Raw genomic sequence first — 25171 nt, 5'->3', positions numbered from 1 at the left:
CTGCGCGGTGCGCAGGTCATTCGAGACTGAAGAATGAAAGGGAGTGAAAATGACATCGAGACTTTTCGCCACTGAAATTGGAGCCCCGGAAGGTCCTGTCTGCTTACCCGACGGATCGATGTATGTGACCGAAATGTCGGCTGCGACCCTCTGCGTCACCCACCTCGATCCGCAAGGCAATCGAAAGATGATCAAGAAAACGGCCGGCCGGCCCAATGGCCTGACGACCGACGGCCAAGGCCGGATCTGGATCGCCGAGGCCGGCGTTCAGGCGCTGATCTGTATCGATGCGCAAGGAAACGAAGTTCGCCGCATGGACGGCGACGGCGCGGTTCGTTTCCTGTTTCCCAACGATCTCTGCTTTGGTCCGAACGGCCTGCTTTACATGACCGACTCCGGCCTCGCGGCGACGGATTTCATCAGCGGCCAGGAATTCGTTGACGGCTACATGGACCTTGATTGGGACGGTCGGGTCTACGAGATCGACCCGGTGGCAATGAAGGTGCGGCGCGTGCTCGATCGCAGAATCCGCTTCACCAACGGTATCGCCTTCGGCCCCGACAACCAGCTTTATGCCAATGCGTCCTTTACCGGCGAGATCTATCGCTACGATGTGTTCGGCGAAACTGCTCCGAAGCGCGTCGTTTTCGGTAACGTCCTGCAGCCGGATTCCAATCCGGATTTCAAGGGTCCGGACGGGATGGCATTCGGGACTGATGGCCGGCTGTACTGCACCGTCTACAATCAGAAGAATGTCACCGTGCTGGATCGCGAGGGTGCCGTGGCGGACCGCCTGATGCTCGATGGTCCTCAGCCCACGAACTGCGCGTTTGCTCTCGAGGGCAAGAGGTTGCGTGTCACGGAGGTCGGCAAAGGGCAGGTCGAAGAACTCGACTTGCCCTGCGCGGGCCTGCCACTGCATCTGCCGCGATTTTCATGATAGGCGATTGTGGCAGCCGGAGCGCTAGAGCCATTGCTTGATCTGCCTTGCGACCTCCGAGGTCGAAATGCCGTAGCGATCGTGCAGCGTCGGAAGCGCACCGGCGTCGAGGAATTCGTCCGGCAGCGCGATCTGCCGGAAGGTCGGATGTATGCCGGCGCGCATCAGGAGCGCGGCAACCGCCTCGCCGAGGCCGCCAATGATCGTGTGGTTCTCCGCCACGACGACGAGACGACCGCCCTTGCCTGCCTCGCGCAGGATCGTCTCGGTATCCAGCGGCTTGATCGTCGGGACATGAAGCACGGCTGCATCGACATGGTCGCCGGCAAGCGTCTGAGCTGCTTCGAGCGCGCGCATCGTCATGAGGCCCGATGAGATGATCAGCACATCCTTGCCGTCCCGGATCATCTTCGCCTCGCCGAGCTCGAATTTGTAGCCGTACTCATCGAGGACCAAGGGGACCTGACCACGGAGCAGCCGCGCGTAGACCGGCCCCTTGTGAACGGCGATGGCCGGCACAAGCTGTTCGATCTCGAGCGCATCGCAGGGGTCGATCACCGTCATGTTCGGCATGGCGCGAAACAGTGCCAGATCCTCGGCCGCCTGATGGCTTGGGCCGTAGCCCGAAGTCAGGCCTGGCAGCGCACAGGCAATTTTGACGTTACGGTCTTCCTCGGCAATCGTCTGGTGGATGAAGTCGTACGCGCGGCGCGATGCAAACACCGCATAGGTCGTGGCGAACGGCATGAAGCCCTCGGCCGCCAGCCCCGACGCGGCACCGAACAAGAGCTGTTCGGCCATGCCCATCTGGTAATAGCGATCCGGAAACTCTTTGGCGAAGAGATGAAGGTCAGTGTACTTGCCGAGATCGGCCGTCATTCCGACCACGTCGGTGCGGTTACGCGCCAGTTCAACAAGAGCGTGACCGAAAGGCGCCGGCTTTGTCCTCTGTCCCTCCGACGCGATTGAGGCGATCATCGCCGAGGTGGTCAGGCGCGGCTTGCCCCGCTGCGGAGCTGTTCTGACGGACTTCATCATTGCTTCCCAGCCTCCAGCGCGGCCAGCGCGAGCTGCCATTCATCGGCCTCGACGCGAATGAAGTGGTTCTTCTCGCGTTGCTCCAGGAACGGAACGCCCTTGCCCATCAGCGTATCGGCGACGATCATCCGTGGCTTCGGTTCAGGATGTGATTTCGCCGCATCGAACGCCGCGACCACCGTATCGAGAGCATTGCCATCAACCCGCTGCACGAACCAGCCAAACGCTTGCAGCTTGTCCACCAACGGCTCGAAAGCCATGACCTGCGTCGACGGACCATCCGCCTGCTGATTGTTGACGTCGACGATGCCGATCAGATTGTCGAGCTTGTAATGTCCCGCGGATTGGATGGCTTCCCAGACCGAGCCTTCGTCGAGTTCTCCGTCCGAAAACAGTGTGTACACCCGAGCTGTCGATTTCTTTCGCTTCAACCCCAGACTCATGCCGACAGCAATGCTGAGCCCCAAGCCGAGCGAGCCGCCGGACATTTCCATTCCCGGCGTGTAGGACGCCATTCCGGACATCGGCAGGCGGCTATCGTCGCTGCCATAGCTCCCGAGTTCCTGCTCCGGGACGATCCCGGCTTCAATCAGCGCCGCATAGAGCGCGATTGCATAGTGCCCGTTCGACAGCAGAAAGCGGTCACGCTCTTCCCAGGCGGGATCTTCCGGCCGGTAACGCATGGCGTGGAAATAGGCCACCGCAAGGACGTCGGCGATATCGAGCGCCTGCGCGATATAACCTTGTCCCTGCACTTCCCCCATTCGCAGCGCGTTGCGGCGGACGTTGTGGGCGCGCTCGGCAAGAGTGGGAGCGTTGGCAAGCGGTTTAGTTGTGGTCTCCATTGCTGTCCGTCTCCGCTCAGTGGATCAGCATGCCGCCATTCACGTCGATCACTGCCCCTGTGACGTAGGCGGACAGATCGGACGCAAGGAACGTGTAGATGCCGGCGACATCGCTGGCATCACCCAGGCGACCGAGCGGAATTCCTTCCAGAATCTTGGCCCTCATCTCGTCGGTCAGCTTGCCCGCCGTGATATCGGTGCCGATCAGGCCGGGCGTAACGCAGTTCACGCGTATACCGTCGGGGCCGAACTCGCGGGCCATCGCCTTGGCGAGGCCGAGGACGCCAGCCTTTGCCGCGGAATAATGCGGACCGCCAAAAATGCCGCCGCCGCGCTGCGCCGAAACCGATGACATGCATGCGATCGACCCGGACTTCCGGGCGCGCATATGCGGAATCACCGCCTGCGACAGGAACAGGATGCCCTTGAGGTTGACGTCCTGGATGCGATCCCAATCGACTGACGAAATGTCGAGGAATTTGACTGGCTGGGTGATGCCAGCATTATTGACTAGCACGTCGACGGCGCCGAAGGCATCGATCACGCTGCCGACGGCCTTCTCGCAGGAGGCTTTGTCGGCGACGTTGCACCCCAGCCCGATATGGGTCGGCCCGAGCGTCGCAGCGGCATCGGCCGCTGCTCCCGCCTCGATATCCAGAATGGCGACCCGCGCACCCTCGGCGGCGAAGCGCCGGGCCGTGGCAAGCCCTATGCCCCGCGGCGAGGCCGCGCCCGAGATAATCGCGGTCTTATCGCTGAGCAGCATTCACGCCTCCCTTCGATGATTTCTTCTTGGCTGCGACTGAAAATGACCTGCGGAGAGCCTCTCGACAAACGCGCAGTTGTCACGGATCGATGAATTTGGTTCACTTGTGGGATGCTGTCGAACATCCCGATATCGTCAACTCGCGTATTTGAGGCTGCCGCGCGCACCGGATCGTTTCGGGATGCGGCGAATGAGCTTCACCTGACCCCCAGCGCTGTCAGTCATGCGATCCGCAAGCTCGAAGGCACGCTTCGCACCGTCCTGTTCCAGCGCAGCGCGCGGGCCGTGCGGCTGACGCCGGCTGGCGAGAACCTGATGCGCCATACCGGAGTTGCCTTCGATCAGCTCCGCCGGGGTCTCGAGGAAGTCGCCGCGCGCGGACCGCAATTGGTGCGAGTCCATTCAGCGCCGAGCTTCGCTGCACAATGGCTTGCCCCGCGGCTTGCGCAGTTCCTGACCGCTTATCCGAAACTGGAGGTTCGCCTCGCCGCAAGCACCGACTATGCACGCTTCAGCAACGATGATTTCGATATCGATATCGTCTATGGTCAGCCGCGCGCAGAGGGCGTCGAGGTCATCCCGCTCAAGGAGGAGACGGTCACCCCACTCTGCTCACCCGCGCTTGCGAAATCGATCAGGAAGCCGTCCGATCTCTTCGATCAGACGCTCATTCGTTCCGACGTGAAGCAAGTTCAATGGCATCAATGGTTCGCCGCCAACGGATTGGAAGCGCCGGCGCTTCACGGCATGAGGTTCGACCGCAGCTTTCTCGCAATTGCGACGGCGGCGGAGGGATTGGGTGTGGCGCTGGAATCCACCCTTCTGGCCGAACGTGAATTGGCCTCAAGACGATTGGTCGCGCCCCTGGCAGGACGAGCAACTGACATCAGTTACATCGGTCACCGCCTCGTCTATCCGCGCGCCAGCCGGCAACGATCCGCGGTGCGCGCCTTATGCGGATTGGATCGTGTCACAGCTCGGCGGCAAGGCTCCGTAGTTTGAGTGTCGCGACGACCTAGAGCCCGGCAGCCTCCGTCGCCGTGGCAGATCCAGAGCCCTCGACGGCATCCGTCAAACCGCACGATTCTGGGTCGGAGAGCGCCCACCTCCGTCAGCGACCAACACTGCTCCGGTGACAAAAGAGGCCTCATCGGAAGCGAGGAACAGGCAGCAGGCGGCGATTTCCGCTGGTTCGGCCATCCGCCCCAATGCAATGCGCTGCGTGGTCGATCGAAACTCGCTCTCCGCGCTTGTGCCGTTCCGCTCAGCCAACAACTGCATTTCGCTCGCGCTCATCGGTGTCCACACCCAGCCAGGGGCGATCGCATTGGCGCGGATGCCGTCGGCGCCATGCGCGTAGGCCAGTGAGCGCGTGTAGGCGACGACCGCGGCCTTGCTCGCCGCGTAGCTCGTGCTGTCCGGACTCGCATTGAAGGCTGCGACGGAGGCGATGTTCACGATCGCGCCACCCCGTCCCTTCAAAAGTGGCAAGGCAGCGCGGCATACGCGCATCGTCCCGGTCAAATTGACGTCGAGCGTCCTGGCCCAGACGTCATCGGTGACCGCGATCGGCTGATCCGGAATAATGTGGCCTGCCGCATTGACGACGATATCGAGCCGCTCGCCACAACTTGCGATGGCCCGCGCGACATCAGCATTGGCTGTGACGTCGCCGTGGACCGCCTGCCCGCCGCTCTCGGCGGCAGCCGTGTCGAGCTCAGCGCCACCGAGGCCGAACAATAGGACGCGTGCACCGTCTTGCGCGAACAGCAACGCGGTTGCCCGGCCGATGCCGGTCGCCGCGCCCGTGACCAGTGCCGTCCGTCCCGCGAGGCGTGCCGTCATCCGGGGCCCCAATGTCGTTCGATGGCAAATCCAGTCTCGGGCAGCGTCGCGCCGCCATCGACCACGATGGTCTGTCCAGTCACATATTTGGCTTCGGCCGAGGCAAGATAAAGCATGGCGTAACCGACATCGTCGGCGCTACCCATCCGTCCGATCGGAATGAAACGTTCGAGCTTCGGCCGCGTCTCGGGCGCGCTCATCGTACCGCGGCCCGGCTTGGCGATGAACCCGGCCTCGACGCCGTTGACGGTGATGCCGTCCCGCGCCAGCTCGAACGCCGCGCCCCGGATGAACGCGTTGACGCCGGCCTTGGCGGCCGAGTAATGCGCACCCCCACCCATTGCGAACCGCGCGGATATCGACGATGTCACCAGAATGCGGCCGAAGCGGTTGGCGCGCATATGCGGGATGGCGGCTTGCGCGAGCCAGAAGCCCGCATTGAGATTCAAAGCCAGTGCTTCCTCAAGCCTGGCCTCGTCGAGTTCTTCGAGCGTCGACCAAGGGCAGCCGCCGGCATTGTGGACGACAATGTCGAGCCGACCAAATTGACCGGCAACGCGATCGATCATGATGCGCAGGCTTTCCCGATCCAACGCATCGAACGGGACGCAGTGCACCGTCGAGCCGGCCGCCGCCAGGTCCCGCGCCAGGGCTTCGGCGACATCCCGCGAGCGGTTGGCGATCACAACGGCGGCGCCGGCTTGCGCAAGGCGCATGACGATGGCTGCACCAATTCCCCTGCCCCCGCCTGTCACAATGGCGGCGCGACCGGAGAGATCGAAGGGACGTGTCATGATCGGATCATTCCCGCTTGGCGCAGGAGGTCGATGAAGCCGCCGAAGGCGACCGTGTGCCGGTCGATATCGGCACCCGATGTCGCCGGACACATCAGCAGCATGGTATGGAACGGCGTCACCAGGATCCCTTCGTTCATGTAGAACGCGTGCAGCAATGTCTCGAGGTCCGCTTGCCGGCCGGCGATGACATCGGCGCCGTGTCGCGGCTGGTTCGGCATGAACATGATCTCTGCGCGCGCGCCGATCTGGGTGACATGCCAGGGCAAATGATTGGCCTCGATCAGGCCGCGGGCCGCCTCGGCAAGCCGCGTTGCGGTCGCGATCATCCGGCCATAATTCTCGTCGGTCAGCACCTTCTCCAGCACCGCGCGCATGGTCGCGACCGTCAGCGCATTGCCGGCAAGCGTGCCGCCGAAGCCGAGATGCGCGGACTGACGCTCGCGCGGATTCACATGGGGCACGATGGCCCAGAGCCGCTCGGCCGTCTCCTGGTCAAGCCCGAACACCCCAGCCGGTATGCCGCCGGCAATCGCCTTGCCCGCGACGAAGATGTCGGGCTGCAGCCGATGCAGACCGGTGTAGCCCTTGGGCCCGCAGGACAAGGTGTGGGTCTCATCGATCACCAGCAACGCACCGGCCCGCCTGGTCAGCTCGCGAAGCGCGCGGTGAAAGCCTGCAGCGACCGGGATCATGCCGAAATTGGTCATCAGCGGCTCGGCCAGCACGCACGCGACGTCGCCGTGCGCCAGCGCCGCCTCGAGCGCCGCGACGTCATTGAACTCGACGACGCGCGTCACGGCGGCATGATCGATCCCGTTGGGATGGATCATGTTGCGCAAGCCGACCCGGCCGTGGCGGATCTCGACATGCGCCTCCTCGACGCCGCCATGATAGCAGCCCGAAAACACCAGGACCTTGGGACGGCCAGTGATCATCCGCGCGATCCGGATCGCAGCGCGGTTGGCATCCGTGGCCGAGGTCGTCAGCGTCCATTGCCGTGGCCCGAACCGGCGCGACAGCTCAGCACCAACCCACAGACTGTCTTCGGTCGGCAGCATCATCGTTGCGCCGCGCTTGAGCTGGCGCAGCGCGGCCTCGGTGACGGCGTCGGGCGCGTGGCCGCACATGCCGCCGGTATCGCCGAGGCAGAAGTCGATATAGTCGTTGCCATCGATGTCGCAGATATGCGCACCACGGGCCTCGTCGACATAAACGGGAAAGCCGCCCGCCCAGCGCCGCATCCAGTGCGAGGGGCCGCCATAGAGAAAATGCCGCTGGCCTTCCTGCCAGGCGGCGGCAGACTGCGGATGGGTCTTCCGGAAGCGTTCCTGCTCGGCGTCGATCAGGCGATCGACGATTTCGCTGCGTTCGACGGTCACGGTTCTCATAGTGCAATCCAGGCGGTCTTGAGATCGGTATAGGCGTCGAACGCATGCAACGACTTGTCGCGACCGAAGCCGGATTGCTTGAAGCCACCGAGGGGTACGGAGATATCAGCCCCGCCATATGTGTTGACGTGCACGACGCCGGCGTCGATGGCGCGGATCATCCGGTGCGCGCGCGACAGGTTGCCGGTCCACACCGCCGACGCCAGTCCGTAGGAAGAGGCGTTCGCGAGAGCAACGGCGTCCTCCTCGGTCTCGAACCGCGTCACCGCGAGAACGGGGCCAAACACCTCCTCGCGCCAGAGCGCCATGTCAGGCATGACGTTGGCGAAGACCGCCGGCGACATGAAATGCCCGCCGCTCAGGCCAAGGACCTGCTCGCCGCCGACAAGGCGACGGGCGCCCTGCTTCTCTGCCAAGGCGACCGCATCGAGGTTGCGGCGCAGTTGGGCACTGCTGGAGATCGCGCCGATATCGGATGTCAGATCAAGGGGGTCGCCGACCTTCAGACCCGCGGTCGAGTTCAGAAGCTCGTCCACGAACGCATCATGGATCGACGACTGCACGAGCAATCGCGACCCGGCGACACAGACCTGGCCTGAATTGCGGAAGATGCCGTTTGCCGACACTTTTGCGGCCAGCTTGAGATCGGGAGCATCGGCGAACACGATGTTCGGGGACTTGCCGCCGAGCTCGAGGTGGATGCGCTTCAGGTTGGAGCGCGCCGAGGATTCGAGCAGCCGTCGCCCAACCGCGCCCGAACCGGTGAACGCCAGCGCGTCGACATCCATATGGAGCGCGAGCGCCTCGCCGGCCGACGCTCCGCGTCCGGTGACCACGTTCAATACGCCGTCGGGTAAACCGGCCTCGCTGGCGAGCCGCGCGACGTACAGCAGCGTGAGCGAGGCGATCTCCGGCGGCTTGACCACGACCGAATTGCCGGCCGCCAGCGCCGGCGCGATCTTCCAGGCGCCGATCATTAAGGGAAAATTCCAGGGCACGATGACGCCGATGACGCCGAGTTGTTCCCGGTGGACGAGGCCGAGCACGTCGCGCCCGGTCGGTGCGATCTCGCCATAGAGCTTGTCGATCGCCTCGGCGTAGTAGCGGATGGTGCCGGCGGCCGAGAGCGGCTCGGCCTTGTAGGCCATCCCGATCTCGGTGCCATTGTCGCGCACGCCGAGCACCGCAATCTCGAGCGCATGCTGCTCAATCAGTTCGGCGAAGCGCAGCAGCACCTTCTTGCGATGCGCCGGCGCTGCCCTCGACCAGCTGCCGCGAACGAAGACCTGTCGTGCCGACGTCACGGCACGATCGATGTCGCGGGCGTCGCCATCCGCGATCGTGGTCAGGAACCGGCCATCGATCGGCGACGTCACATCAAGCCGCGCCTCGGCGACGGCATCCGCCGTCCTGCCCCCGATGAAGAGCTGCTGGGGCGGAACGGCCGCCGACCTCAATCGATCGATCTGGGCTTGCTGCATGCGGATGAATGGGCCAATGGCGAGAGACGGCATCGGACACGCCGTTGCATGGTCCGATCCTCGCCAAACCGACGGCTCGGCGGCAATCAACCGATGGGTGGATGTCGTTGCAGCGCCTGCGCCCATAGCGTGCGGACAAACCTCGACATCCTGCCCATCCGACGCAGGCCGGTCGTTCCACATTCTCTTCAAACTATCGGTGAGTGCTGAGAGGTCATGTCTGAAACCATGAAGCCGCGGATCCTGCTGATTGGCACCGGGGACACCAAGGCCGACGAGTTGCTCTTCATGAGCGACCGCATCGCGCGGGCTGGCGGCGAACCCGTCATGATGGATATCAGCGTGCTCGGCGATCCGCCCTACCGTCCCCAGCACGACAAGCACGCGGTCGCCGCGGCCGCGCAGACCACGACTGCAGCAGTCGCTGCCAGCGGCGACGAGAATTCCGCGATGTCCCTGATGGCGCGTGGCGCCACCAACCTTGCCCGCGAGCTCACCGAGCGCAACGAGATCGACGCCGTCATCGCGATCGGGGGTACGATGGGAACCGATCTCGCGCTCGACGTCGCCCTGGTGCTGCCGCTCGGCATGCCCAAGCTGATCGTCTCGACGGTCGCCTTCTCGCACCTGATCCCGCCGGAGCGGATCGCGGCCGACCTGATGATGATCCTCTGGGCGGGCGGCCTCTACGGCCTCAATGGCACCTGCACATCCGTGCTTTCCCAGGCCTGTGGTGCGATCGTCGGTGCTGCCCGCAATGCTGTGCGACCAAAGCAGGACCGGCCCGTCGTCGCCATCACCTCGCTCGGCAAGAGCTGTCTCAACTACATGGTGGAGCTGAAGCCGCAGCTCGAGCGACGCGGCTATGAAGTGGTGATCTTCCACACCACCGGCATGGGCGGCCGCGCGATGGAATCGATCGCCGCGCAAGGCGGTTTTGCCGCGGTGCTGGATCTCAGCCTGCAGGAGGTCGCCAACCAGCTCACGGGGTCGGTCGTGAATTCTGGTGCAGACCGGCTGGAGAATGCGGGCAAGGCCGGCATCCCACAGATCGTCGCGCCCGGCGCGATCGACATGATCGATTTTCCGGCCTGGCTATCCACGCCGAAGGAACTCGCCGATCGGCCCTTCCACGCGCACAATCGCTTGCTCGCATCTGCCACATCGAGCCCGGACGATCGCCGGCGGATCGCCCGCGCGATCGCAGCCAAGCTGGCCCAAGCCAGGGCGCCGGTCGCCTTCGTGCTGCCCGCCGGCGGCATCCAGCAATGGGATCGAGAGGGCGAAGCCCTGCACGATCCCGAGGGGTTGGCGGCATTCGTCTCGGAGATGCGCACAGCCATTGCATCGCCGGTCGAGCTGCACGAGCTGAAGGAGCACATCAACAGCCCCGTCTTTGTCGAGCGGGTGCTGCAGATCTTCGATCGCTGGGTCGCAGCCGGCATCGTGCCGGCCGGCCAGGCAACGGCGGCCGCGTGAAGCCGCCGCTCGCACGCGCACTGGTGCTGGATTTCGGCGGGGTAATCTCCAAGACCCTGTTCGAGACCCATGACCTCACCGAGCAAGCGCTCGGCCTGCCCCCCTGCACGCTGAAATGGCTCGGACCGTTTGCACCGGACACCGATCCGCTCTGGGTGTCGATGCAGCGCGGTGAGATCACCGAGCGTGACTACTGGCTGACGCGCAGCCGTGAGGTCGGCCGTCTGCTTGGCGAGGAGTGGTCGGCGATGGAGACGTTCGTGCAACGCGCCCGCGGCGCCGATTCCGAAACCGTCATTCGCCCCGAGGCTGACCGGGCTATCCGGATGGTCGCTGACGCTGGCTTCAAGCTTGCCATCCTGTCGAACGAGCTCGACCTGTTCTACGGCGCAAGCTTCCGCCATCGCCTGCCGATCCTGCAGCGGTTCGAGGCGATCGTCGACGCGACGCATACCGCCATCCTGAAGCCCGATCCGCGCGCCTACCAGGACGTGCTCGATCAGCTGAAGCTCGATCCGGAGGATTGCGTCTTCGTTGACGACCAGCGCCGCAACGTCGCCGGAGCCGCCGCCTGCAACATGCGAACGGTGCTATTCGACGTCAGGCACCCCAGGATGTCCTATAGCGAAGCGTTGCAGCATTTTGGACTGACATTCGACTGAGGCGAGAGAGATCATGCGCGACAGGAACTTTCTGATCGAGAACAACGCCAAGCCGATCTGGCATCCGATGGCGCATCCGGCCGAGATGCGCGCGCAACCGCCGCGCATCATCATGAAGGGCGACGGCGCGCACGTCACCGACATCGACGGTCGCAGCGTGCTGGATGCGGTCGGCGGCCTCTGGAACGTCAATCTCGGCTATAGTTGCGATCCCATCAAGAAGGCGATCGCGGATCAGCTCACCGCGCTGCCCTATTACTCCGGCTTCCGCGGCACCACGACCGGCCCATCGATCGAGCTCGCCTACGAACTGACCGAATGGTTCAGCCCGGAGGGCATGGTCCGCGTCTTCTTCACGTCGGGTGGATCGGACTCGGTCGAGACCGCGCTGCGCCTGGCACGGCAATACTGGAAGATCAGGGGTCAGAGCGATCGCACGAAATTCCTGGCGCTGAAAAAGGCCTATCACGGCACCCATTTCGGCGGCGCCTCGGTCAACGGCAACGCCAATTTTCGCCGCAACTATGAGCCGTTGCTGCCCGGCGTATTCCATTGTCCTGCGCCGTGGACCTATCGCAATCCCTTCAATGAAACCGACCCGGCGAAGCTCGCGCAGCTCTGTGCCGCCGCCATGGAGGACGAGATCGCCTTCCAGGGCGCCGACACGATCGCAGCCTTCATCATGGAACCGGTGCTCGGCGCCGGCGGCGTCATCGTGCCGCCGGACAATTTCATGAAGCTCGCGCGCGAGATTTGCGACCGGCACGGCATCCTGATGATCGCCGATGAGGTCGTCACCGGATTTGGCCGCACCGGCGCCTGGTCGGGCTCACGGCTGTGGGGTGTGAAGCCAGACATGATGACCATCGCCAAGGCCATCACCTCGGGCTACTTCCCGCTCGGTGCGACCTTGATCGGCGAGAAGGTCGCTGAAACCTTCGAAACCGATGCGACCAGCTTCGGTTCGATCGGGCATGGGTACACCTATTCGGGGCATCCGGTCGGCTGTGCCGCGGGTCTTGCGGCGCTCGCCGAGACCCGTCGACTGAGGGTCGACGAGAATGCGGCCGTCCGCGGCAAGGAACTGGCCGCGGCACTCGACGGGCTGAAATCGAAGCATACGCTCGTCGGCGACATCAGGTGCAAGGGCTTGATGGCGGCGATCGAGTTGGTGGCCGACCGCGACAGCAAAAAGATCGTCGACAAGAAGCTGATGGCGAAGGTCGCCGACGCCGCCTATGACTCCGGGGTGATGCTGCGCGTCTCCGGCAACAATATCATCCTGTCGCCGCCGCTCATTCTTTCCGCCACTGACGTGACAAGGATCGTCGACGGCATCGGCGCCGGCCTCTCAGCGGCGGCGTGAGGCGACGCAGGCGATGGCCCGCTCGAACATCGGGCCGTTCGTCCGGTCGCCATCGAGGCACTCGACAAGCAACGCGGCCGGCATGGTCTGGTCGGTGCAGAAGATGCGCATGAAATCCGACGCGAGCGCCAGCCGTTGCACGGTCGATTGCTTCGGCCAATCCACCGGCTCGAGATAGAGGAGCGAGGTCTCGGGACCGGCCTGAGCGAGCGTCGAGGTCATCGCCAGCAGCGCACCGGCAGTGGCGACGGATATCCGACGCCTGCTCATTGTGCGGCCTTGACGTCGACTGGCGGCACATCGAGGGCCGGATTGCGATCGAAGAAGTTGAACGGACGCAGCCGGAAGCCGTGCCACAGGCCGGGCATCACAGGCCAATCCTCGGCCCTCGGCACATGACGAAAGCCGACCGTGTACCACAGCACCAGATCGCGATTCTCGATCGGGCGGTTGGCCGCAACCCATTTCGGCAGGCCATCGACCTCCGGGTTCTCGTTCGGATAGAGCCCTGCAGCGTACTTCTCGTCCTTGGCGTAGGCGGAAGCCCAGAGCGTGTAACCGCTGAAGGCGGCGCGCTGCTGGATCGGATCGTCCTTGGCGAGCAACGACACGTCGGAATGACCAGGCATCAATTGATAACCGGTGTGATAGCCGAGCCTGTTGGTCTTCTCCGTGCTCTCGACCCTGAACTGCGCTGCGTTCAGCGGCGTCGTAATCGGTCCTTCGCTCGACACGGGCCGCGATTCCACCTGCCACAGGCTCTTGCGCGTCCCCTCGCCGGTCAACTTGCGGACGCCAAAGCGGTCCTCGACCAGCCGGTTTCCGGTGCCGTCGACGTCCATGTCGATGCGGAACGTCATGTAGTGATCGTGGTTGACCGCCAGCAGCCGCGGGTCGACCAGCGTTCCATAGGCCGTGTCCTGCGCTGCGGTCGGATCGCTGAGATGTGCGCTCGCAACGCCCTTGGTGGCATCGATACCAAAGGCGCCAAGCCGGACGTCGATGTCGCCGGCACGATCGAAGACATAGTCGACGATGTAGTCGTAATTACCGACCACCGGTGCCATACGCACCACCAGTTCGTTGTTCGGCCGCCCTTCCGCCGTGTTGTTGAGCAACTCGCTGTGGCGCCAGATCGGATCGCCCGTCGGCCGCTCGAAGATGCAGACCGCCCCACGCGAGATGACGGGCGCGCCCTTGGTGTCCGAGATCGCGAGATCCAGGAAATGTGCATTTGCTGGACAATCCTCACCGGGCCGCAACTCGCTGGCGAGCACGCCGAAGCCGTATTCGCCGATGTCCATATAGGCGCGGAAAGCCCAGGTCTGCATGGGGTCCATGTAGGGCACGAACATCTCGCTCGCCGCGAGCTGATAGGCGATGTCGCGCTGGGTGCCGTGGTCGTCGTAACGGATCAGCGACAGCACCGCACCAACCCGCGGTTCGAGCCGGATGTGGAACGACCAATTGTCCCAACGGACCTGCCCACCATTCACGGTGACGTTGCTGCCCTGCGGCGCCGTGATCTCGATCGGCTTCGGCACGGCGCGATATCTTCCGGAATCGGCATAGGCATGCGACGGCGTCGGCGCTGGCGGCGGCACCACGCCGAGATCGGTGACCGAGAGAACCGTCCTGCTGCTGAGGTCGACCTGAGCGATCAAATTCTCGATCGGCTTGCCCCAGAGATTGTTGCCGGCGCCGGTCCGGTCGACGCAGGGCACGTTGAGCAACCGGCGGCCCTTCAGCGCGGGATCGCTGACCGGACCGACGGTCAAGGGAAGACAGAGCACATTGCTGAAATCGGTGATGCCACGCTTGGCCATCGCCGCGATCCAGCGCGGATCCTGTTTCGGCAAATCGCCGGCCGACATCAACTCGTCGATAACAAGCGCGGATTGCCGATCTTTGACCTCGTCCCAGCCGGCCAGGCTGCGCGCGGCAAGATCGATCCGCGCCTCATAGAGCTTTCCGGCAGCCAGCAGCGTCGCCATCGCGCGCCGTGCGAAGGGCTGTCCCGGGTGCCAGGCGCGGACCTCGTCCTTGGCGTTCTCGTCGATCGTCAAGGAGACGATCCGCGCGGCATCATCGAATTTTCCGGCCGCGCGCAGCACGCCGACGGCAGCACTGATTTCATCCGCAGTGAGGCCGTCCATCGGATGGCTCGCAGACGCTGAAGGCGCCACCCTTGTTTCCGCGTGCAAGGCAGGTACGAGGATTGTCGACAGGGCAAGCAGCGTTCCACCAAGCCACGACGTCAGCGATTTCAAGGCCATCCCCGCTCTCCCGGTCAACGCATCCGTTGCGAGCATACTCACAAAGGCGGCGGCATGAAGCCCCCGAGGGTGCGCTCGAGCAGTTGGGCAAATTTCAGCGGCGTGCGATCTTCGAGATAGGGACCGACGATCTGGACGCCAGCCGGCAGTCCCTCCACCAGTCGCCGGGTCGGGATCGCGGTGGCCGGCAGGTTCGCAACCGTCACGAGCCCCGGCCACATCAGATTGTCCATATAGGGCGCCGGCTTGCCGTTCACGACGATCCGTCGCTCGAACTGCGCGGCCAGATCCATTCGAGCGACGTCATGCGGAAACGCGACAGTCGGCGTGATCGGGCACAGCAGCACGTCGAAGCGGGTGAAGAAATCGCGCCAGGCGCGGAATAGTCTTTCGCGCGCTTCCGCAGCGTCGGCGAACTGCGCAAAGCTCTGGCCGATCGCTTCCGCTACCATCCGCGGATAACTTCCTTCCGGCGCAGCTTTGCCATCAGCGATAATCGCCTCGCGCGCCGGCGGAGGCATACCGACGCCGATGATACCGAACAGCGTCTGCATGTAGACACGAAAACTCTCCGCGGGATCAATCGCGGGTCGCGCCGTGACGTCGACCCTAACGCCAAGCCGGGTCAGATCCGCGACCAGCTCAGCGATCGCGGTGGCATAGGCGTCATCCAGTGCGTAGGCCTTTGCGTCGTTCCAGACTGCGACCCGAAAGTCTCGCAAATTGGTGTGCCGCGCGGGCGGCAGCGCCAAACCGAATGCAGTCCGCTTCAGTTCCGGCACATCAGCGATCAGATCGAGCATCAGCTCGAGATCGAATGCGGACCGCGCCAGGGGACCCGCGACGCCAAGCTCGGGCTGCGAGAGATGGCCGGGCGGCGGCGGGATATGTCCGTCCAGCGGAACGATGCCGTGGCTCGGCTTGTGACCGTAGACGCCGCAGAAATGCGCGGGCACGCGGATCGAGCCGCCGATATCGCTGCCCAGCTCCAGCGGCGTGAAGCCGGCGGCGAGCGCGGCTGCCGAACCGCCGGAGGAGCCGCCGACCGTGCGCTCGCCATTCCAGGGATTGCGCGTCAGCCCGAAAAGGGCGTTGCAGGATTGATGGTCGGCCGCCGCCGGTGGCAGATTGGTCTTGCCGAAGATGATGGCACCTGCCTTGCGTAGCTTCGCAACAGTCGCGGCATCCGCTTCAGGACGATAGTCGCGCAACGGCTCCAGCCCGCAGGTCGTCGGCATGCCGGTGACGGCAAACGTGTCCTTGATCGTCATGGACACGCCATGCAGCGGACCAAGAGCGTCGCCGCGCGCCAGCGCCGCGTCGGCCTCCTTGGCTGCCTTGCGGGCCCCCTCCTCGTCCAGCGCGACGATGGCGTTGATCGCAGGATTGAGCTTCCTGACTCGCGCGAGATTTTCGTCGAGCAGCTCGGTGGCGCTGATCCGGCCCGCTGCCAGCATCCGGGCGAGATCGGAAGCCGTGGCGTTGGTGATCTCGCTCATCCCGGTGTCCTCCCCGACAGTTCATTCAAGGCCATGGCAGCCGCCGGACACGGCGGCGTGCGATGCACGTCCAGCAGGCGGACGCCGATGCGATCGCGCAGCACCGGCCAGATGCCGCGCGGAAACAGCATCATCACCACGACGGCCAGCACGCCGAGCCCGACCAGATACCAGCCGCCGGACAGACCCAGTGGTCCGGTCATGATCTCGCGCAGGCCGAAGAAGATGATCACACCAAGGATCGGACCTTCGAGCGTGCCGATGCCGCCGATGATGACGATGAACATCATGTAGACCGACCAGTTGACGTCGAACGCCGCCAGCGGAGCAATATAGAGGTTGCCCATGAAGTTGAGCGCGCCGGCGAGGCCGCACCCGGCAGCGGAGAGGACGAAGGCGACGAACCGATTATGCCGCACATCGACCCCGACGCTCATCGCGGCCAGGTCGTTGTCACGCACGCTCATCAGACCGAGGCCAAAGCTCGAAATCATCAGCCGGTAGAGCGCGCCGATCGTCCCAAGCGTCAACGCCGCCGCGAGCCAGAACATGATCGGTTCGAACCAGTCGAAATCGATCAGCTTGCTGGTGGCAAGCGGCAGCCCCGCGGTGCCGCCGGCAAATGACGATTTCATCGTCAGCGCACCGATGATCTCCGCGAACACCCACATCGCGATCGAGAAATAGGCCTCTCGCAGCCGGAACAGCGGCACGGCAATGACGGCCGCCACGATGGCGCTGACCAGCGGCGCCACCGGCAGCACCCAGATCGGTGTGAGCTCGAGCCAGCCTGCCGTCATGAACAGCGAATAGGCCCCGAAGGCAACGAACACCTGGTGGCCGAGCGAGACCAGCCCGGCATAGCCCGCCAGCAAATTCCACATCTGCGCCATGGTCAGCAGCAGCAGGCATTCGGTCGCGAGCCGCAAGAAACCTTCGTTCAGCACGAAGGGGGCGCCGGCCATCGCGGCAACCAGGACTGCGGCACAGAGAACAAGGATCGTCCGTGTCGGCATCGACGTCAGGCCTTGCTCGAGACGAGGCCGGACGGCCGGATCAGCAACATGCAGAAGAACAAGAGATGCGCATAGAGCAACCCGGCATTGGGATCGATCTTCAGCCCGATCAGCTGAGCCATGCCGAGCGCGATGCCGCCGAGCAGCGCGCCCCAGAACGAGCCGAGGCCGCCGAGCACGATGACCTCGAAGGCGATTAACAACCGCTCTGCGCCGGAGAACGGCGTAAAGCTCGAGCGCACCGCCAGCAGCACGCCGCCGATCGCCCCGAGCGCCAGCGACAGGCCCATGACATAGTTGTAGATGCGATCCGGCTTGACGCCGGACAGGCGGACAATGTCGGCGCGGTCGGCGGTCGCGCGGACGATGCGGCCGAACTCGGTCCGCCGCAGGATCAGCTGCAGGACCATGAACAGGAGCGCAGCGAGCACCAGCGTCAGCAGCGGCATGATGCCGATGCTGAGCCCTGCGATCTCAAGGCTGGCGCGGGACAGTTCGCCGACCTGCAGGCTGCGCACGTCGGCACCGAAAATCTCAACCATCACATTGCGCAGGATCACCGAGACGCCGAAGGTCAGCAGCAGCGGCGCAAGCGGATCGGGCGATTTGATGACGCGGTTGACGATCACGGCCTGATAGGCCCAGCCCACCACAAAGGATACCGCGATGACCGGAATCAGCATCAGGAGCGGCGGCACTGACGGGAACATCGCGGCCAGTAGCACCGCGAAGAAGGCGCTCAGCACCATGAACTCGCCATGCGCGATATTGACGACCCGCATCACGCCGAACACCAGCGCCAGCCCAATCCCGAGCAGCCCGTAGAGCCCGCCCAGCAAGGCTCCATTGATCAATGTCTCAACCCAGATCATGTCGCACCGATCAGTCCTTAGGTTCCGAAATAAGCTTGCGTCAGCCGCTCGGGGTTGGTCTCGCGTGCGTCCCCCGTGAGCGACACCCGGCCTTTCAGCAGGCAATAGACCCGCTCGGAGGCGCCGAGCGCACGCTTGACGTCCTGCTCCACCAGCACGACTGCAGTCCCCTCGCGGCGGATGTCGGCGAAGGAACGATAAATCTGCTCAACCATCACGGGGGCGAGCCCCAGCGAAATCTCGTCGCACAGAAGCAGGCGCGGATTGGACATCAGGGCGCGGCCGATTGCGGCCATCTGTTGCTGGCCGCCGGACAATTGGCCTGGATACATCCGCCGCCGCTCTTCAAGGATCGGGAACAGGTCGAACACGCGCCGCAGCGTCCAGGTGCCCGAGCGGCGGTTGACCGTGCCCATCAGAAGATTCTCCTCGATGGTCAGCGAGTCGAACAGCAGCCGCCCTTCCGGCACCATGATCAGGCCGAGCCGCGACACCTGCTCCGCCGGCATGCGGGAGATATCGATGCCGTCGAAATAGACCGCGCCCTTGCGCTCCTCGTTCAATCCGACCAGCGCCTTGAGGAAAGTCGATTTCCCGGCGCCGTTGGCGCCGACCAGGGCCACGGCCTCACCGTCTCCGACTGTGAAATCCATGTCGAACACGGCCTGCAGGTCGCCGTAGAAGACCTGCAGCCCGCTCACCTCAAGCAACGCCATCGGCCTTCAGCCCCATGTAGATTTCGCGCACCACCGCACTGTCCATGACCTCGGCCGGCGGCCCCTCCAGCACCTTGCGGCCGAAATTCAGCACCAGGATGCGGTCCGACACCGCGCGCAGCGCGTGCGGGATATGCTCGATCCAGATGATGGCGTGATCAGCCTTCACCGTGCCGATGATGGCAACGAGACGCTCGACCTCCGGCTCGGTCAGGCCGGCCGCGATCTCGTCGAGCAGGATCAGGCGAGGTTTCGACGCCAGCGCCTTGGCGAACTCCAGGCGCTTGCGGTCGATCAGCGGCAGTGCACCGGCAAGCTTCTCCGCCTTGCCTTCCAGGCCGGTCCGGCGGAGCACGTCCATGGACCAGTCCGAGGCCGCCGCGCCGCGCAGGCCGGCGCCGTAGGACGCCGCGACCAAGGCGTTTTCGTAGACCGACAGATGGGTGAACGGCTGCGGGATCTGGAAGGCCCGTCCGACGCCCATCCGCGCGCGCCGGTGCGGCGGAAGATCGCTGATCTCCACGCCGTCCAGCACGATCGAACCATGGTCCGCCGTGACCAGGCCGACGATCAGGTTGAGCAGCGAGCTTTTGCCAGCACCGTTCGGACCGATCACGCCCAGACATTCTCCGCGCGCCAGTTCAAACTCGACGTCATCGGCGACGACGATCGCGCCGAAGCGTTTGCACAGACCGCTGACGCGCAGAAGCGGTTCCATCTCAGGCGAGCTTGGACAGCAGCGCGAGATCGGCCTGTTTCGGAATGAACGGCGCCGTTCCATTGTGTACGATCAGCAGCTCATACTTCGACTTGCCGCCCTTGGTCTTGCGCCACTGCCCGCCAGACAGCGAGGTCACCGCGACGCTCTTGATCGGGCTGCCCTTGAACTTGACGGGACCGACGATGGTCTCCATGTCCAGGCCGGCGATCGCATCACGCAGCGAGTTCTTGTCCTTGGGATCGCTTTTCTGAAGTGCGGCGAGCGCGACCTCCCACAGCGCGTGGGCGTAGCCGATCGGCTGGGTCCATTGCTTGCCGGTGGTCTTCTCCCATTCGGCGGCGAGATCACCCGCGCTCTGCCCGGTCAGCGATGACTTGAAGGGATAGGCCGGCGTCCACCACACCTCGGTCGACATGCCATCGCCGCGGTCGCCGAGCGCGTTCACCGCACTCGGGAACAGGAAAGCCGCGGCGACCGTGCATATCTGTGGCCGGAAGCCGGCCTGCGCGGCCTGGTTCCACAGCGTGACCCAGTGATTGCCATAGGTGAAACCGGAGACGATATCGACACCGTTGCTCTTGAAAGCCGAGACCTGGTTGGTGAAGTCGTCAGTCGCGATCTGGAATTTGCCGGCGGAGAATTCCTGATAGCCGGCCTGCGCGATGCCGCCGGGCAGTCCGACCTTGGGATCGGAGAAGGCCTGTCCGGCCGGGTTGTCGATATAGAGCGTGCCGACCTTCTTGTTGGTATCGACCGACTGCCACATGCCCATGAAATTCTTCACGACGTCGTCGGCGCCCCAGAAGAAATGGAAGCTGTAGGGAAAGCCCTTGTCCGGCGTCGACTTGCGCGGGAACATCCAGCCCTGCCACGGCACCATCGTCGAGATCGAGGGAATGCCGCGGGCGTCCGACAGCTCCTGCACCGGCGCCTGGGCATCGCCGTCCTCGACCAGAATCAGGTCGCATTTTTCGCGCAGCACCAGTTCGCTGGCGACCACCGAGGAGCGGTTCGGGTCGGACTGATTGTCCTTGAACACGAACTCGATCTGATACGTCTTGCCGCCGATCTTCAGGCCATCTTTCACATGCGCCTTGATCCGCTCGTGGATCCAGGTGTCGGGCTCGGCAAAGGGAGCGCGGACGCCGGAAAGGCAGCCGACCCAGCCGATCTTGATGGTGTTGCCGGCCGCACGCGCGATATTCGGCATCGGCATTGTGAAGGCCGTGGCGAGGCCGGTGGCTCCCGCCGCTTTCAGCAGACTGCGCCGATCAAGCCGGCCGGCCGACGGCGCCTTCGAATTCGTCGTATCAGTCATATCCCTCTCCCTGACCAAGCAGATGAAAATGCCGCGTCACGCCGCGGATCGATGGACCGCATTCCGGCTGACGGCAGCGAATTTGCACAGCGTGTTCTCGATGATCTCGCGCGGGATGCCGCGCACGATGAAGACGAGGCGCGAGCGCCGGTCCGCCGACGGCCAGCCATCGAGCGCAATTGGCCGGTGAAAGACGTGCTGGACGCCGTGCACCACGACCGGTGCATCCGGTCGCTCGGCGATCTGGACGATAGCCTTGAAGCGCAGCAGGTCCTCGCCCTTCAGCGCCGCGACATAGTCCAGCCAGCGCATGAAAGCGTCGTGCCGGATCGGCTCGTCGATGATCAGGCTGTAGGAGGAAACACCGGCATCGTGGGCGTGATGGCTGTGATGCGCACAGGTCACGCCTTCGCATTCGTGATGGCCGTGGTCATGCGTTTCATTTGCAGCCTGGGACGCTGTCTCGAACCAGCGCAGAACGTCGGCTGACTTGGCGGACGGATCGAACAATCCGGCATCGAGGACACGGCAGGGATCGACATCCCCATTGCGAACAAGCGTGCGAACCGCGACGGGATTGATGGACACAAGCCGCTGCTCGAGTGCCGCGCGGTCCGCATCGGAGACCAGGTCGGTCTTTGTCAGAAGCAGCCGGTCTGCGACCGCTACCTGGCGCACCGCCTCGGGATGAGCCGCCAGCGTGCGGGCGCCGTTGACGACGTCGACCATCGCGACCACCCCGTCGATCCGGTAACGATCGACCACATCGGACGCTGTCATCAGCGTGTGCAGCACAGGGACGGGATCGGCGAGACCGGTGGTCTCCAGCAGGACGCGATGGAATGGCGGGATCGTCCCGGCGACGCGGCGGGACGCGAGATCCCTAAGCGTCTCGATCAAATCCTCGCGCACCGAGCAGCAGATGCAGCCATTGTCGAGCAGCGCGAGGCGGTCCTCGCTGGTCTCGACCAGGAGGTGATCGAGCGCAACCTCGCCGAACTCATTGATGATCGCGACCACACCGTTCAGCTCGGGCTGGCGCAGCAGATGGTTGAGCACCGTGGTCTTCCCGCTGCCGAGGAAGCCGGTGAGAACCGTAACCGGGATATGATCCGCTGCCATCGCGCTCACCTCCGCTCGAACACCTTGCGGCCTTCGAAGAAGGTCGTCTCGACCCGCGTGTCGGCGAGCTGGTCGACCGGAATGTCGAAGATCATCTGGTCGAGCACGATCAGGTCGGCCGATTTGCCGACCTCGATCGATCCCGTGATCTGGCTGAGACCGGCGGCACGCGCCCCGTCGATGGTGTAGATGTCGAGCACCGTCGTCAGATCGAGCGCCTGTTCGGCCCACAGCGACTTGCCGGGAAAATCGCCGGTCGGATTTTGCCGCGTCACCATCCCCTCGATGCCCTGCCAAGGATCGGGGATCGGGATCACCGGCCAGTCCGAGCCACCGGCCATCAGCGCGCCAGCCTGCTTCAGATCCTTGTTCGGCCAGAAGCGCTGCGCGCGCTCGTCGCCCATTGCCGCCTTGTGCGCTTCCAGGAACACGGTCGGATACCAGATGATCGGCGACAGATCAGCGGCGACGTTGAGTTCGGCGAAGCGGGCAATGTCGTCGGGCGCGATGTAGCTGGCATGGGCAATGTGGTGGATCAGATGGGTCGGCCCGTTGAAGCTGCGGACCACGTCGATTGCATCGAGCGCCTGCGTCACCGATGCATCGCCCGCGCAATGGATCTTGGCCGCCAGCCCGAGCTTCTCGCAACGGCCGAGCCAGCGGATCAGGTCCGGTACCGTCATCATGGTGGTGCCGCGGAAGCAGCAGCCCCGCACGGGATCGGCCACATACGGCTCGTGAAATGCCGCCGTCTTCGCGCCCGGTACACCGTCCAGGAACATCTTCACATAGTCGGGCTTCACATGGGCCCCGCGAAACTGTTCGCGCATCGCAAACAGCGCCTCGCCCGCTTTACCGAACATGAACCCGGGCTCGACCACCGGCATGGCGCAGACCGCCCATGCGGTGAGCTCGCCGCGATCGTCGAGGCCTTTCAAGGCGGCCATGATCGGCTGCATGCTGGCCGCGTCGATGAAGGCCGTCACGCCATAGCTGTTGAGCACCGAGATCGACCGCGCGACCGCCGTACGATCCATCTCCGCGGTGTAATGGCCGGAGGCCGCGAGCGCCCGCTCCACCAGCCCCGAGGCCGCCTCGATCATCAGCCCGGTCAGGGTGCCGGTCTTGAGATCACGGCCGATCTCGCCATCCGTCGGATTGGGTGTGTCGGCAGAGACGCCAGCCAGCCGCAACGCCGCCGAGCTGGCCCAGCGATTGTGATAGCTGTCGTCACGCAATACCACGGGATGGCCGAGGCTCGCCGCATCCAGCAGCGCACATGCCTCGGTTGTGTTCAGCGAGGTCAGGAGATTGTTGCCGAACTGGCCGCCGACGATCCAGGCACCGGGGGCAGCCTGGGCGGCCGCCTTGTGCACGGCATCGGCGATCCTGGGGATGCTGTCGCTCGAGGAGAAGCGCAGTTCGTAGAGATCGGCCTGCCCACCCATCATGATGTGGTTGTGGATGTCGATGATCCCCGGCATCGCCATCCGCCCGCCGAGATCGACGGTGGCGGTGTCCTCGCCGACGAGCGACGCGACATCAGCCTCGCTGCCGACGGCGACGAACCGACCGGCTTTCACGGCGGCGCAGGTCGCCCAGGGCTGCTGCCGGTTCGACGTGTAGATCCGGCCGTTGCGGAAGACCGTGTCGGCGAATGTCCTGTCCATACGCATCCATGTCTCGGTTGGAAGGCACACAGAGCCGTGAAGGAACGGCCGGCATGATGAGGGAAACGTTCGGCATGTCGCCGTCGCAAACAATCCACCGTCTGGTGGATGCAGCTTCGTGGCGTCCATGCGGACGACAAAAGACGGCTTCGGGGAACCGATCTGATGCGATTCCCGTCGGCCGCTTGACGTTCCGCAGAACGCGGACGCTCGCTCTATTTTGTGAACATCGGCCGCTTCTGCGACGCCGGCGGCGCGTCCGGCCCCCACAGGCGGAAGCTCAGGTTGGCGAAGACCGAATAGCCCCTGGTGATCGACGCCGTATCGATGCCGGGTGGGCCGGCATTGCCGCCGGACGCATTGGCGGAGAATTCGTGCGTGGCCCAGACCGTGAGCGCCGCCGGCCCGAAATTGTAGCCGACCAGGCCGCCGCCGGCCCAGATGTTGTACCGGTTGACGTTGATCGCGTTGCCATAGAACGCGCTCGACTTGTCGTCGGTCACCTGCCCCGCATAGTAGGCTACGGGCCCAAACGTCCAGTTGCCGATGATCTTGGTCGCCGTGAACTCGGCATGGAAAACGTCGCCGGAACGATAGCCGGTGATCGAGTTCGCAGTGTTGATCTCCTGGAAGAAGTTGGCGGTCAGATTCCAGCCGTCCTTCAGGTAGGACACGACGAGCTCAGGCTGGAAGGTCCACCAGGGATTGCCGACGCTGTTCAATCCGGCCGGGCCGCTGATCGAGCCATTCGGCACATAGATGCCCAGCCCCGTCTTGACGAAGAAGCCGCTGTCGCCGAGCTTCCAGCTCAACTCTGCCGGCACGATGTAGGTGTTGTGCATGCCGGCCTGCTGCACGTTAATCGGCGAACCAACGTCGGCCATGATCCAGGGCTGCACGATGACCGCGTCGTAAGTCGCGCCGAAAATGGTCCAGCCCGGCACCCACAGCAGACCCGACGCCTCGACGGCGGCATGCACCGGCGTCGACGCACCACCGACATTCGGTGCACCTGGCCCGACGAGGTTCGACTGATAAGTGAAGACCTGATTGAAGCTGTAAAGCCCAGGCGGCGGTGCACCCGCGGTGCCGCCACCGAGCGTGATCCCGGGCTTTTGCGCAAAGCCCGCGTAACCGAACTCGAACGCATTGGCGCTCGTTGCACCGGACACGGCCGCGACGAGCGCCGCCGCAGCAATTCCTCTATTGATCGTCATGTGGCCCCTCTCCGTCCCCAAAATCAGCTTCGCGCCACGCTTCGTTCAGGTGGTGCTGCAGCCGCAGGCAAAATCTAGGAAGAGGCTTTCGGCAAGCGTTATCCGAAATCGGCAGACGGACAAACGGCGATGTGAAA

22 protein-coding genes and 1 pseudogene are annotated in these 25171 nt (G+C 64.3%); 5 read left to right on the top strand and 18 right to left on the bottom strand.

The annotated features are described in order from the left end of the window. Positions 1–49 precede the first annotated feature (49 nt). Complete coding sequence (locus JQ604_RS07320; RefSeq protein WP_212355245.1) at positions 50–940, top strand: SMP-30/gluconolactonase/LRE family protein; 891 nt, start codon at positions 50–52, stop codon at positions 938–940. Between the two features lie 24 nt (positions 941–964). Here the strand turns inward: JQ604_RS07320 and JQ604_RS07315 are convergent, their stop codons facing one another. The 3 genes from JQ604_RS07315 to JQ604_RS07305 are packed head-to-tail and all read right to left on the bottom strand — an operon-like array spanning position 965 to position 3589. Then, positions 965–1975, bottom strand: coding sequence for a transketolase family protein (locus JQ604_RS07315; RefSeq protein WP_212354843.1), 1011 nt, complete (start codon positions 1973–1975; stop codon positions 965–967). Then, the gene (locus tag JQ604_RS07310; RefSeq protein WP_212354841.1) at positions 1975–2823 is read right to left on the bottom strand and encodes a transketolase; all 849 of its coding nucleotides are present in this window, start codon (positions 2821–2823) and stop codon (positions 1975–1977) included. The genes JQ604_RS07315 and JQ604_RS07310 overlap by 1 nt, the downstream gene beginning before the upstream one ends. Before the next feature lie 16 nt (positions 2824–2839). Further along, positions 2840–3589 (bottom strand): SDR family NAD(P)-dependent oxidoreductase, encoded by a 750-nt coding sequence (locus JQ604_RS07305; RefSeq protein WP_212354839.1) that lies wholly within the window; start codon positions 3587–3589, stop codon positions 2840–2842. Positions 3590–3700: 111 nt separating this feature from the next. Between JQ604_RS07305 and JQ604_RS07300 the strand changes: the two are divergent. Continuing rightward, positions 3701–4586, top strand: a pseudogene (locus JQ604_RS07300) (LysR substrate-binding domain-containing protein). Between the two features lie 74 nt (positions 4587–4660). On the opposite strand, the gene JQ604_RS07295 reads toward JQ604_RS07300, so the two are convergent. The 4 genes from JQ604_RS07295 to JQ604_RS07280 are packed head-to-tail and all read right to left on the bottom strand — an operon-like array spanning position 4661 to position 9100. Further along, a complete protein-coding gene (locus JQ604_RS07295; protein WP_212354835.1) occupies positions 4661–5434 on the bottom strand; it encodes an SDR family NAD(P)-dependent oxidoreductase in 774 nt (257 codons plus the stop codon). Next, on the bottom strand, positions 5431–6228 hold the full coding sequence (locus JQ604_RS07290; protein WP_212354833.1) for an SDR family oxidoreductase: 798 nt from the start codon (positions 6226–6228) through the stop codon (positions 5431–5433). Before JQ604_RS07290 ends, JQ604_RS07295 begins: the two co-directional genes overlap by 4 nt. Next, the gene (locus JQ604_RS07285) at positions 6225–7619 is read right to left on the bottom strand and encodes a transaminase (RefSeq protein ID WP_212354831.1); all 1395 of its coding nucleotides are present in this window, start codon (positions 7617–7619) and stop codon (positions 6225–6227) included. Before JQ604_RS07285 ends, JQ604_RS07290 begins: the two co-directional genes overlap by 4 nt. Continuing rightward, positions 7616–9100, bottom strand: a complete 1485-nt coding sequence (locus JQ604_RS07280) for an aldehyde dehydrogenase (protein WP_212355243.1) — start codon at positions 9098–9100, stop codon at positions 7616–7618. The genes JQ604_RS07285 and JQ604_RS07280 overlap by 4 nt, the downstream gene beginning before the upstream one ends. Positions 9101–9316: 216 nt before the next feature. On the opposite strand from JQ604_RS07280, the gene JQ604_RS07275 reads away from it, so the two are divergent. From JQ604_RS07275 to JQ604_RS07265, 3 genes are read left to right on the top strand one after another with little or no spacing between them, the layout of a single operon-like run. Beyond that, the gene (locus tag JQ604_RS07275; RefSeq protein ID WP_212354829.1) at positions 9317–10579 is read left to right on the top strand and encodes a Tm-1-like ATP-binding domain-containing protein; all 1263 of its coding nucleotides are present in this window, start codon (positions 9317–9319) and stop codon (positions 10577–10579) included. After that, positions 10576–11241, top strand: coding sequence for an HAD family hydrolase (locus tag JQ604_RS07270; protein ID WP_212354827.1), 666 nt, complete (start codon positions 10576–10578; stop codon positions 11239–11241). Before JQ604_RS07275 ends, JQ604_RS07270 begins: the two co-directional genes overlap by 4 nt. Positions 11242–11254: 13 nt before the next feature. Then, positions 11255–12607, top strand: coding sequence for an aminotransferase class III-fold pyridoxal phosphate-dependent enzyme (locus JQ604_RS07265; protein WP_212354826.1), 1353 nt, complete (start codon positions 11255–11257; stop codon positions 12605–12607). Here the strand turns inward: JQ604_RS07265 and JQ604_RS07260 are convergent. The 11 genes from JQ604_RS07260 to JQ604_RS07210 form a co-directional block, all read right to left on the bottom strand. Continuing rightward, positions 12593–12877 (bottom strand): hypothetical protein, encoded by a 285-nt coding sequence (locus tag JQ604_RS07260; protein ID WP_212354824.1) that lies wholly within the window; start codon positions 12875–12877, stop codon positions 12593–12595. The genes JQ604_RS07265 and JQ604_RS07260 overlap by 15 nt on opposite strands. Beyond that, positions 12874–14763: a tyramine oxidase gene (locus JQ604_RS07255; protein WP_212354822.1), complete on the bottom strand. Its 1890-nt coding sequence runs from the start codon at positions 14761–14763 to the stop codon at positions 12874–12876. The genes JQ604_RS07260 and JQ604_RS07255 overlap by 4 nt, the downstream gene beginning before the upstream one ends. Positions 14764–14921: 158 nt before the next feature. Beyond that, positions 14922–16382, bottom strand: a complete 1461-nt coding sequence (locus JQ604_RS07250) for an amidase (protein ID WP_212354820.1) — start codon at positions 16380–16382, stop codon at positions 14922–14924. Continuing rightward, the gene (locus tag JQ604_RS07245; RefSeq protein ID WP_249158098.1) at positions 16379–17398 is read right to left on the bottom strand and encodes a branched-chain amino acid ABC transporter permease; all 1020 of its coding nucleotides are present in this window, start codon (positions 17396–17398) and stop codon (positions 16379–16381) included. The genes JQ604_RS07250 and JQ604_RS07245 overlap by 4 nt, the downstream gene beginning before the upstream one ends. A 5-nt stretch (positions 17399–17403) precedes the next feature. Beyond that, positions 17404–18270 carry a branched-chain amino acid ABC transporter permease gene (locus JQ604_RS07240; RefSeq protein WP_212354818.1) on the bottom strand — a complete coding sequence of 289 codons (867 nt, stop codon included), beginning with the start codon at positions 18268–18270 and terminating at the stop codon, positions 17404–17406. Positions 18271–18287: 17 nt separating this feature from the next. After that, positions 18288–18986 carry an ABC transporter ATP-binding protein gene (locus tag JQ604_RS07235; protein ID WP_212354816.1) on the bottom strand — a complete coding sequence of 233 codons (699 nt, stop codon included), beginning with the start codon at positions 18984–18986 and terminating at the stop codon, positions 18288–18290. Continuing rightward, positions 18973–19704: an ABC transporter ATP-binding protein gene (locus JQ604_RS07230; RefSeq protein WP_212354814.1), complete on the bottom strand. Its 732-nt coding sequence runs from the start codon at positions 19702–19704 to the stop codon at positions 18973–18975. The genes JQ604_RS07235 and JQ604_RS07230 overlap by 14 nt, the downstream gene beginning before the upstream one ends. Position 19705: 1 nt before the next feature. Next, positions 19706–21025, bottom strand: a complete 1320-nt coding sequence (locus JQ604_RS07225) for an ABC transporter substrate-binding protein (protein WP_249158097.1) — start codon at positions 21023–21025, stop codon at positions 19706–19708. 36 nt (positions 21026–21061) lie between these two features. Continuing rightward, the gene (locus JQ604_RS07220) at positions 21062–22147 is read right to left on the bottom strand and encodes a CobW family GTP-binding protein (RefSeq protein WP_212354812.1); all 1086 of its coding nucleotides are present in this window, start codon (positions 22145–22147) and stop codon (positions 21062–21064) included. A gap of 5 nt (positions 22148–22152) precedes the next feature. Continuing rightward, positions 22153–23817 (bottom strand): amidohydrolase, encoded by a 1665-nt coding sequence (locus tag JQ604_RS07215; RefSeq protein ID WP_212355237.1) that lies wholly within the window; start codon positions 23815–23817, stop codon positions 22153–22155. A 215-nt stretch (positions 23818–24032) separates the two neighbouring features. After that, entirely contained in the window at positions 24033–25034 is a 1002-nt protein-coding gene (locus JQ604_RS07210) for a SphA family protein (RefSeq protein ID WP_212354810.1), read from the bottom strand. Positions 25035–25171: the final 137 nt, after the last annotated feature.

The sequence above is a fragment of the Bradyrhizobium jicamae genome, assembly GCF_018130695.1.
Lineage (GTDB): Bacteria > Pseudomonadota > Alphaproteobacteria > Rhizobiales > Xanthobacteraceae > Bradyrhizobium > Bradyrhizobium jicamae_B.
This window is presented reverse-complemented; position numbering and strand designations above follow the sequence as displayed.

Bases quoted from the DNA above. Each gene is read 5' to 3' on its own strand.
- JQ604_RS07320 (WP_212355245.1), top strand. From the start codon at position 50: ATGACATCGAGACTTTTCGCCACTGAAATTGGAGCCCCGGAAGGTCCT.
- JQ604_RS07315 (WP_212354843.1), bottom strand. From the start codon at position 1,975: ATGAAGTCCGTCAGAACAGCTCCGCAGCGGGGCAAGCCGCGCCTGACC.
- JQ604_RS07310 (WP_212354841.1), bottom strand. From the start codon at position 2,823: ATGGAGACCACAACTAAACCGCTTGCCAACGCTCCCACTCTTGCCGAG.
- JQ604_RS07305 (WP_212354839.1), bottom strand. From the start codon at position 3,589: ATGCTGCTCAGCGATAAGACCGCGATTATCTCGGGCGCGGCCTCGCCG.
- JQ604_RS07295 (WP_212354835.1), bottom strand. From the start codon at position 5,434: ATGACGGCACGCCTCGCGGGACGGACGGCACTGGTCACGGGCGCGGCG.
- JQ604_RS07290 (WP_212354833.1), bottom strand. From the start codon at position 6,228: ATGACACGTCCCTTCGATCTCTCCGGTCGCGCCGCCATTGTGACAGGC.
- JQ604_RS07285 (WP_212354831.1), bottom strand. From the start codon at position 7,619: ATGAGAACCGTGACCGTCGAACGCAGCGAAATCGTCGATCGCCTGATC.
- JQ604_RS07280 (WP_212355243.1), bottom strand. From the start codon at position 9,100: ATGCAGCAAGCCCAGATCGATCGATTGAGGTCGGCGGCCGTTCCGCCC.
- JQ604_RS07275 (WP_212354829.1), top strand. From the start codon at position 9,317: ATGTCTGAAACCATGAAGCCGCGGATCCTGCTGATTGGCACCGGGGAC.
- JQ604_RS07265 (WP_212354826.1), top strand. From the start codon at position 11,255: ATGCGCGACAGGAACTTTCTGATCGAGAACAACGCCAAGCCGATCTGG.
- JQ604_RS07260 (WP_212354824.1), bottom strand. From the start codon at position 12,877: ATGAGCAGGCGTCGGATATCCGTCGCCACTGCCGGTGCGCTGCTGGCG.
- JQ604_RS07255 (WP_212354822.1), bottom strand. From the start codon at position 14,763: ATGGACGGCCTCACTGCGGATGAAATCAGTGCTGCCGTCGGCGTGCTG.
- JQ604_RS07250 (WP_212354820.1), bottom strand. From the start codon at position 16,382: ATGAGCGAGATCACCAACGCCACGGCTTCCGATCTCGCCCGGATGCTG.
- JQ604_RS07245 (WP_249158098.1), bottom strand. From the start codon at position 17,398: ATGCCGACACGGACGATCCTTGTTCTCTGTGCCGCAGTCCTGGTTGCC.
- JQ604_RS07240 (WP_212354818.1), bottom strand. From the start codon at position 18,270: ATGATCTGGGTTGAGACATTGATCAATGGAGCCTTGCTGGGCGGGCTC.
- JQ604_RS07235 (WP_212354816.1), bottom strand. From the start codon at position 18,986: ATGGCGTTGCTTGAGGTGAGCGGGCTGCAGGTCTTCTACGGCGACCTG.
- JQ604_RS07230 (WP_212354814.1), bottom strand. From the start codon at position 19,704: ATGGAACCGCTTCTGCGCGTCAGCGGTCTGTGCAAACGCTTCGGCGCG.
- JQ604_RS07225 (WP_249158097.1), bottom strand. From the start codon at position 21,025: ATGACTGATACGACGAATTCGAAGGCGCCGTCGGCCGGCCGGCTTGAT.
- JQ604_RS07220 (WP_212354812.1), bottom strand. From the start codon at position 22,147: ATGGCAGCGGATCATATCCCGGTTACGGTTCTCACCGGCTTCCTCGGC.
- JQ604_RS07215 (WP_212355237.1), bottom strand. From the start codon at position 23,817: ATGGACAGGACATTCGCCGACACGGTCTTCCGCAACGGCCGGATCTAC.
- JQ604_RS07210 (WP_212354810.1), bottom strand. From the start codon at position 25,034: ATGACGATCAATAGAGGAATTGCTGCGGCGGCGCTCGTCGCGGCCGTG.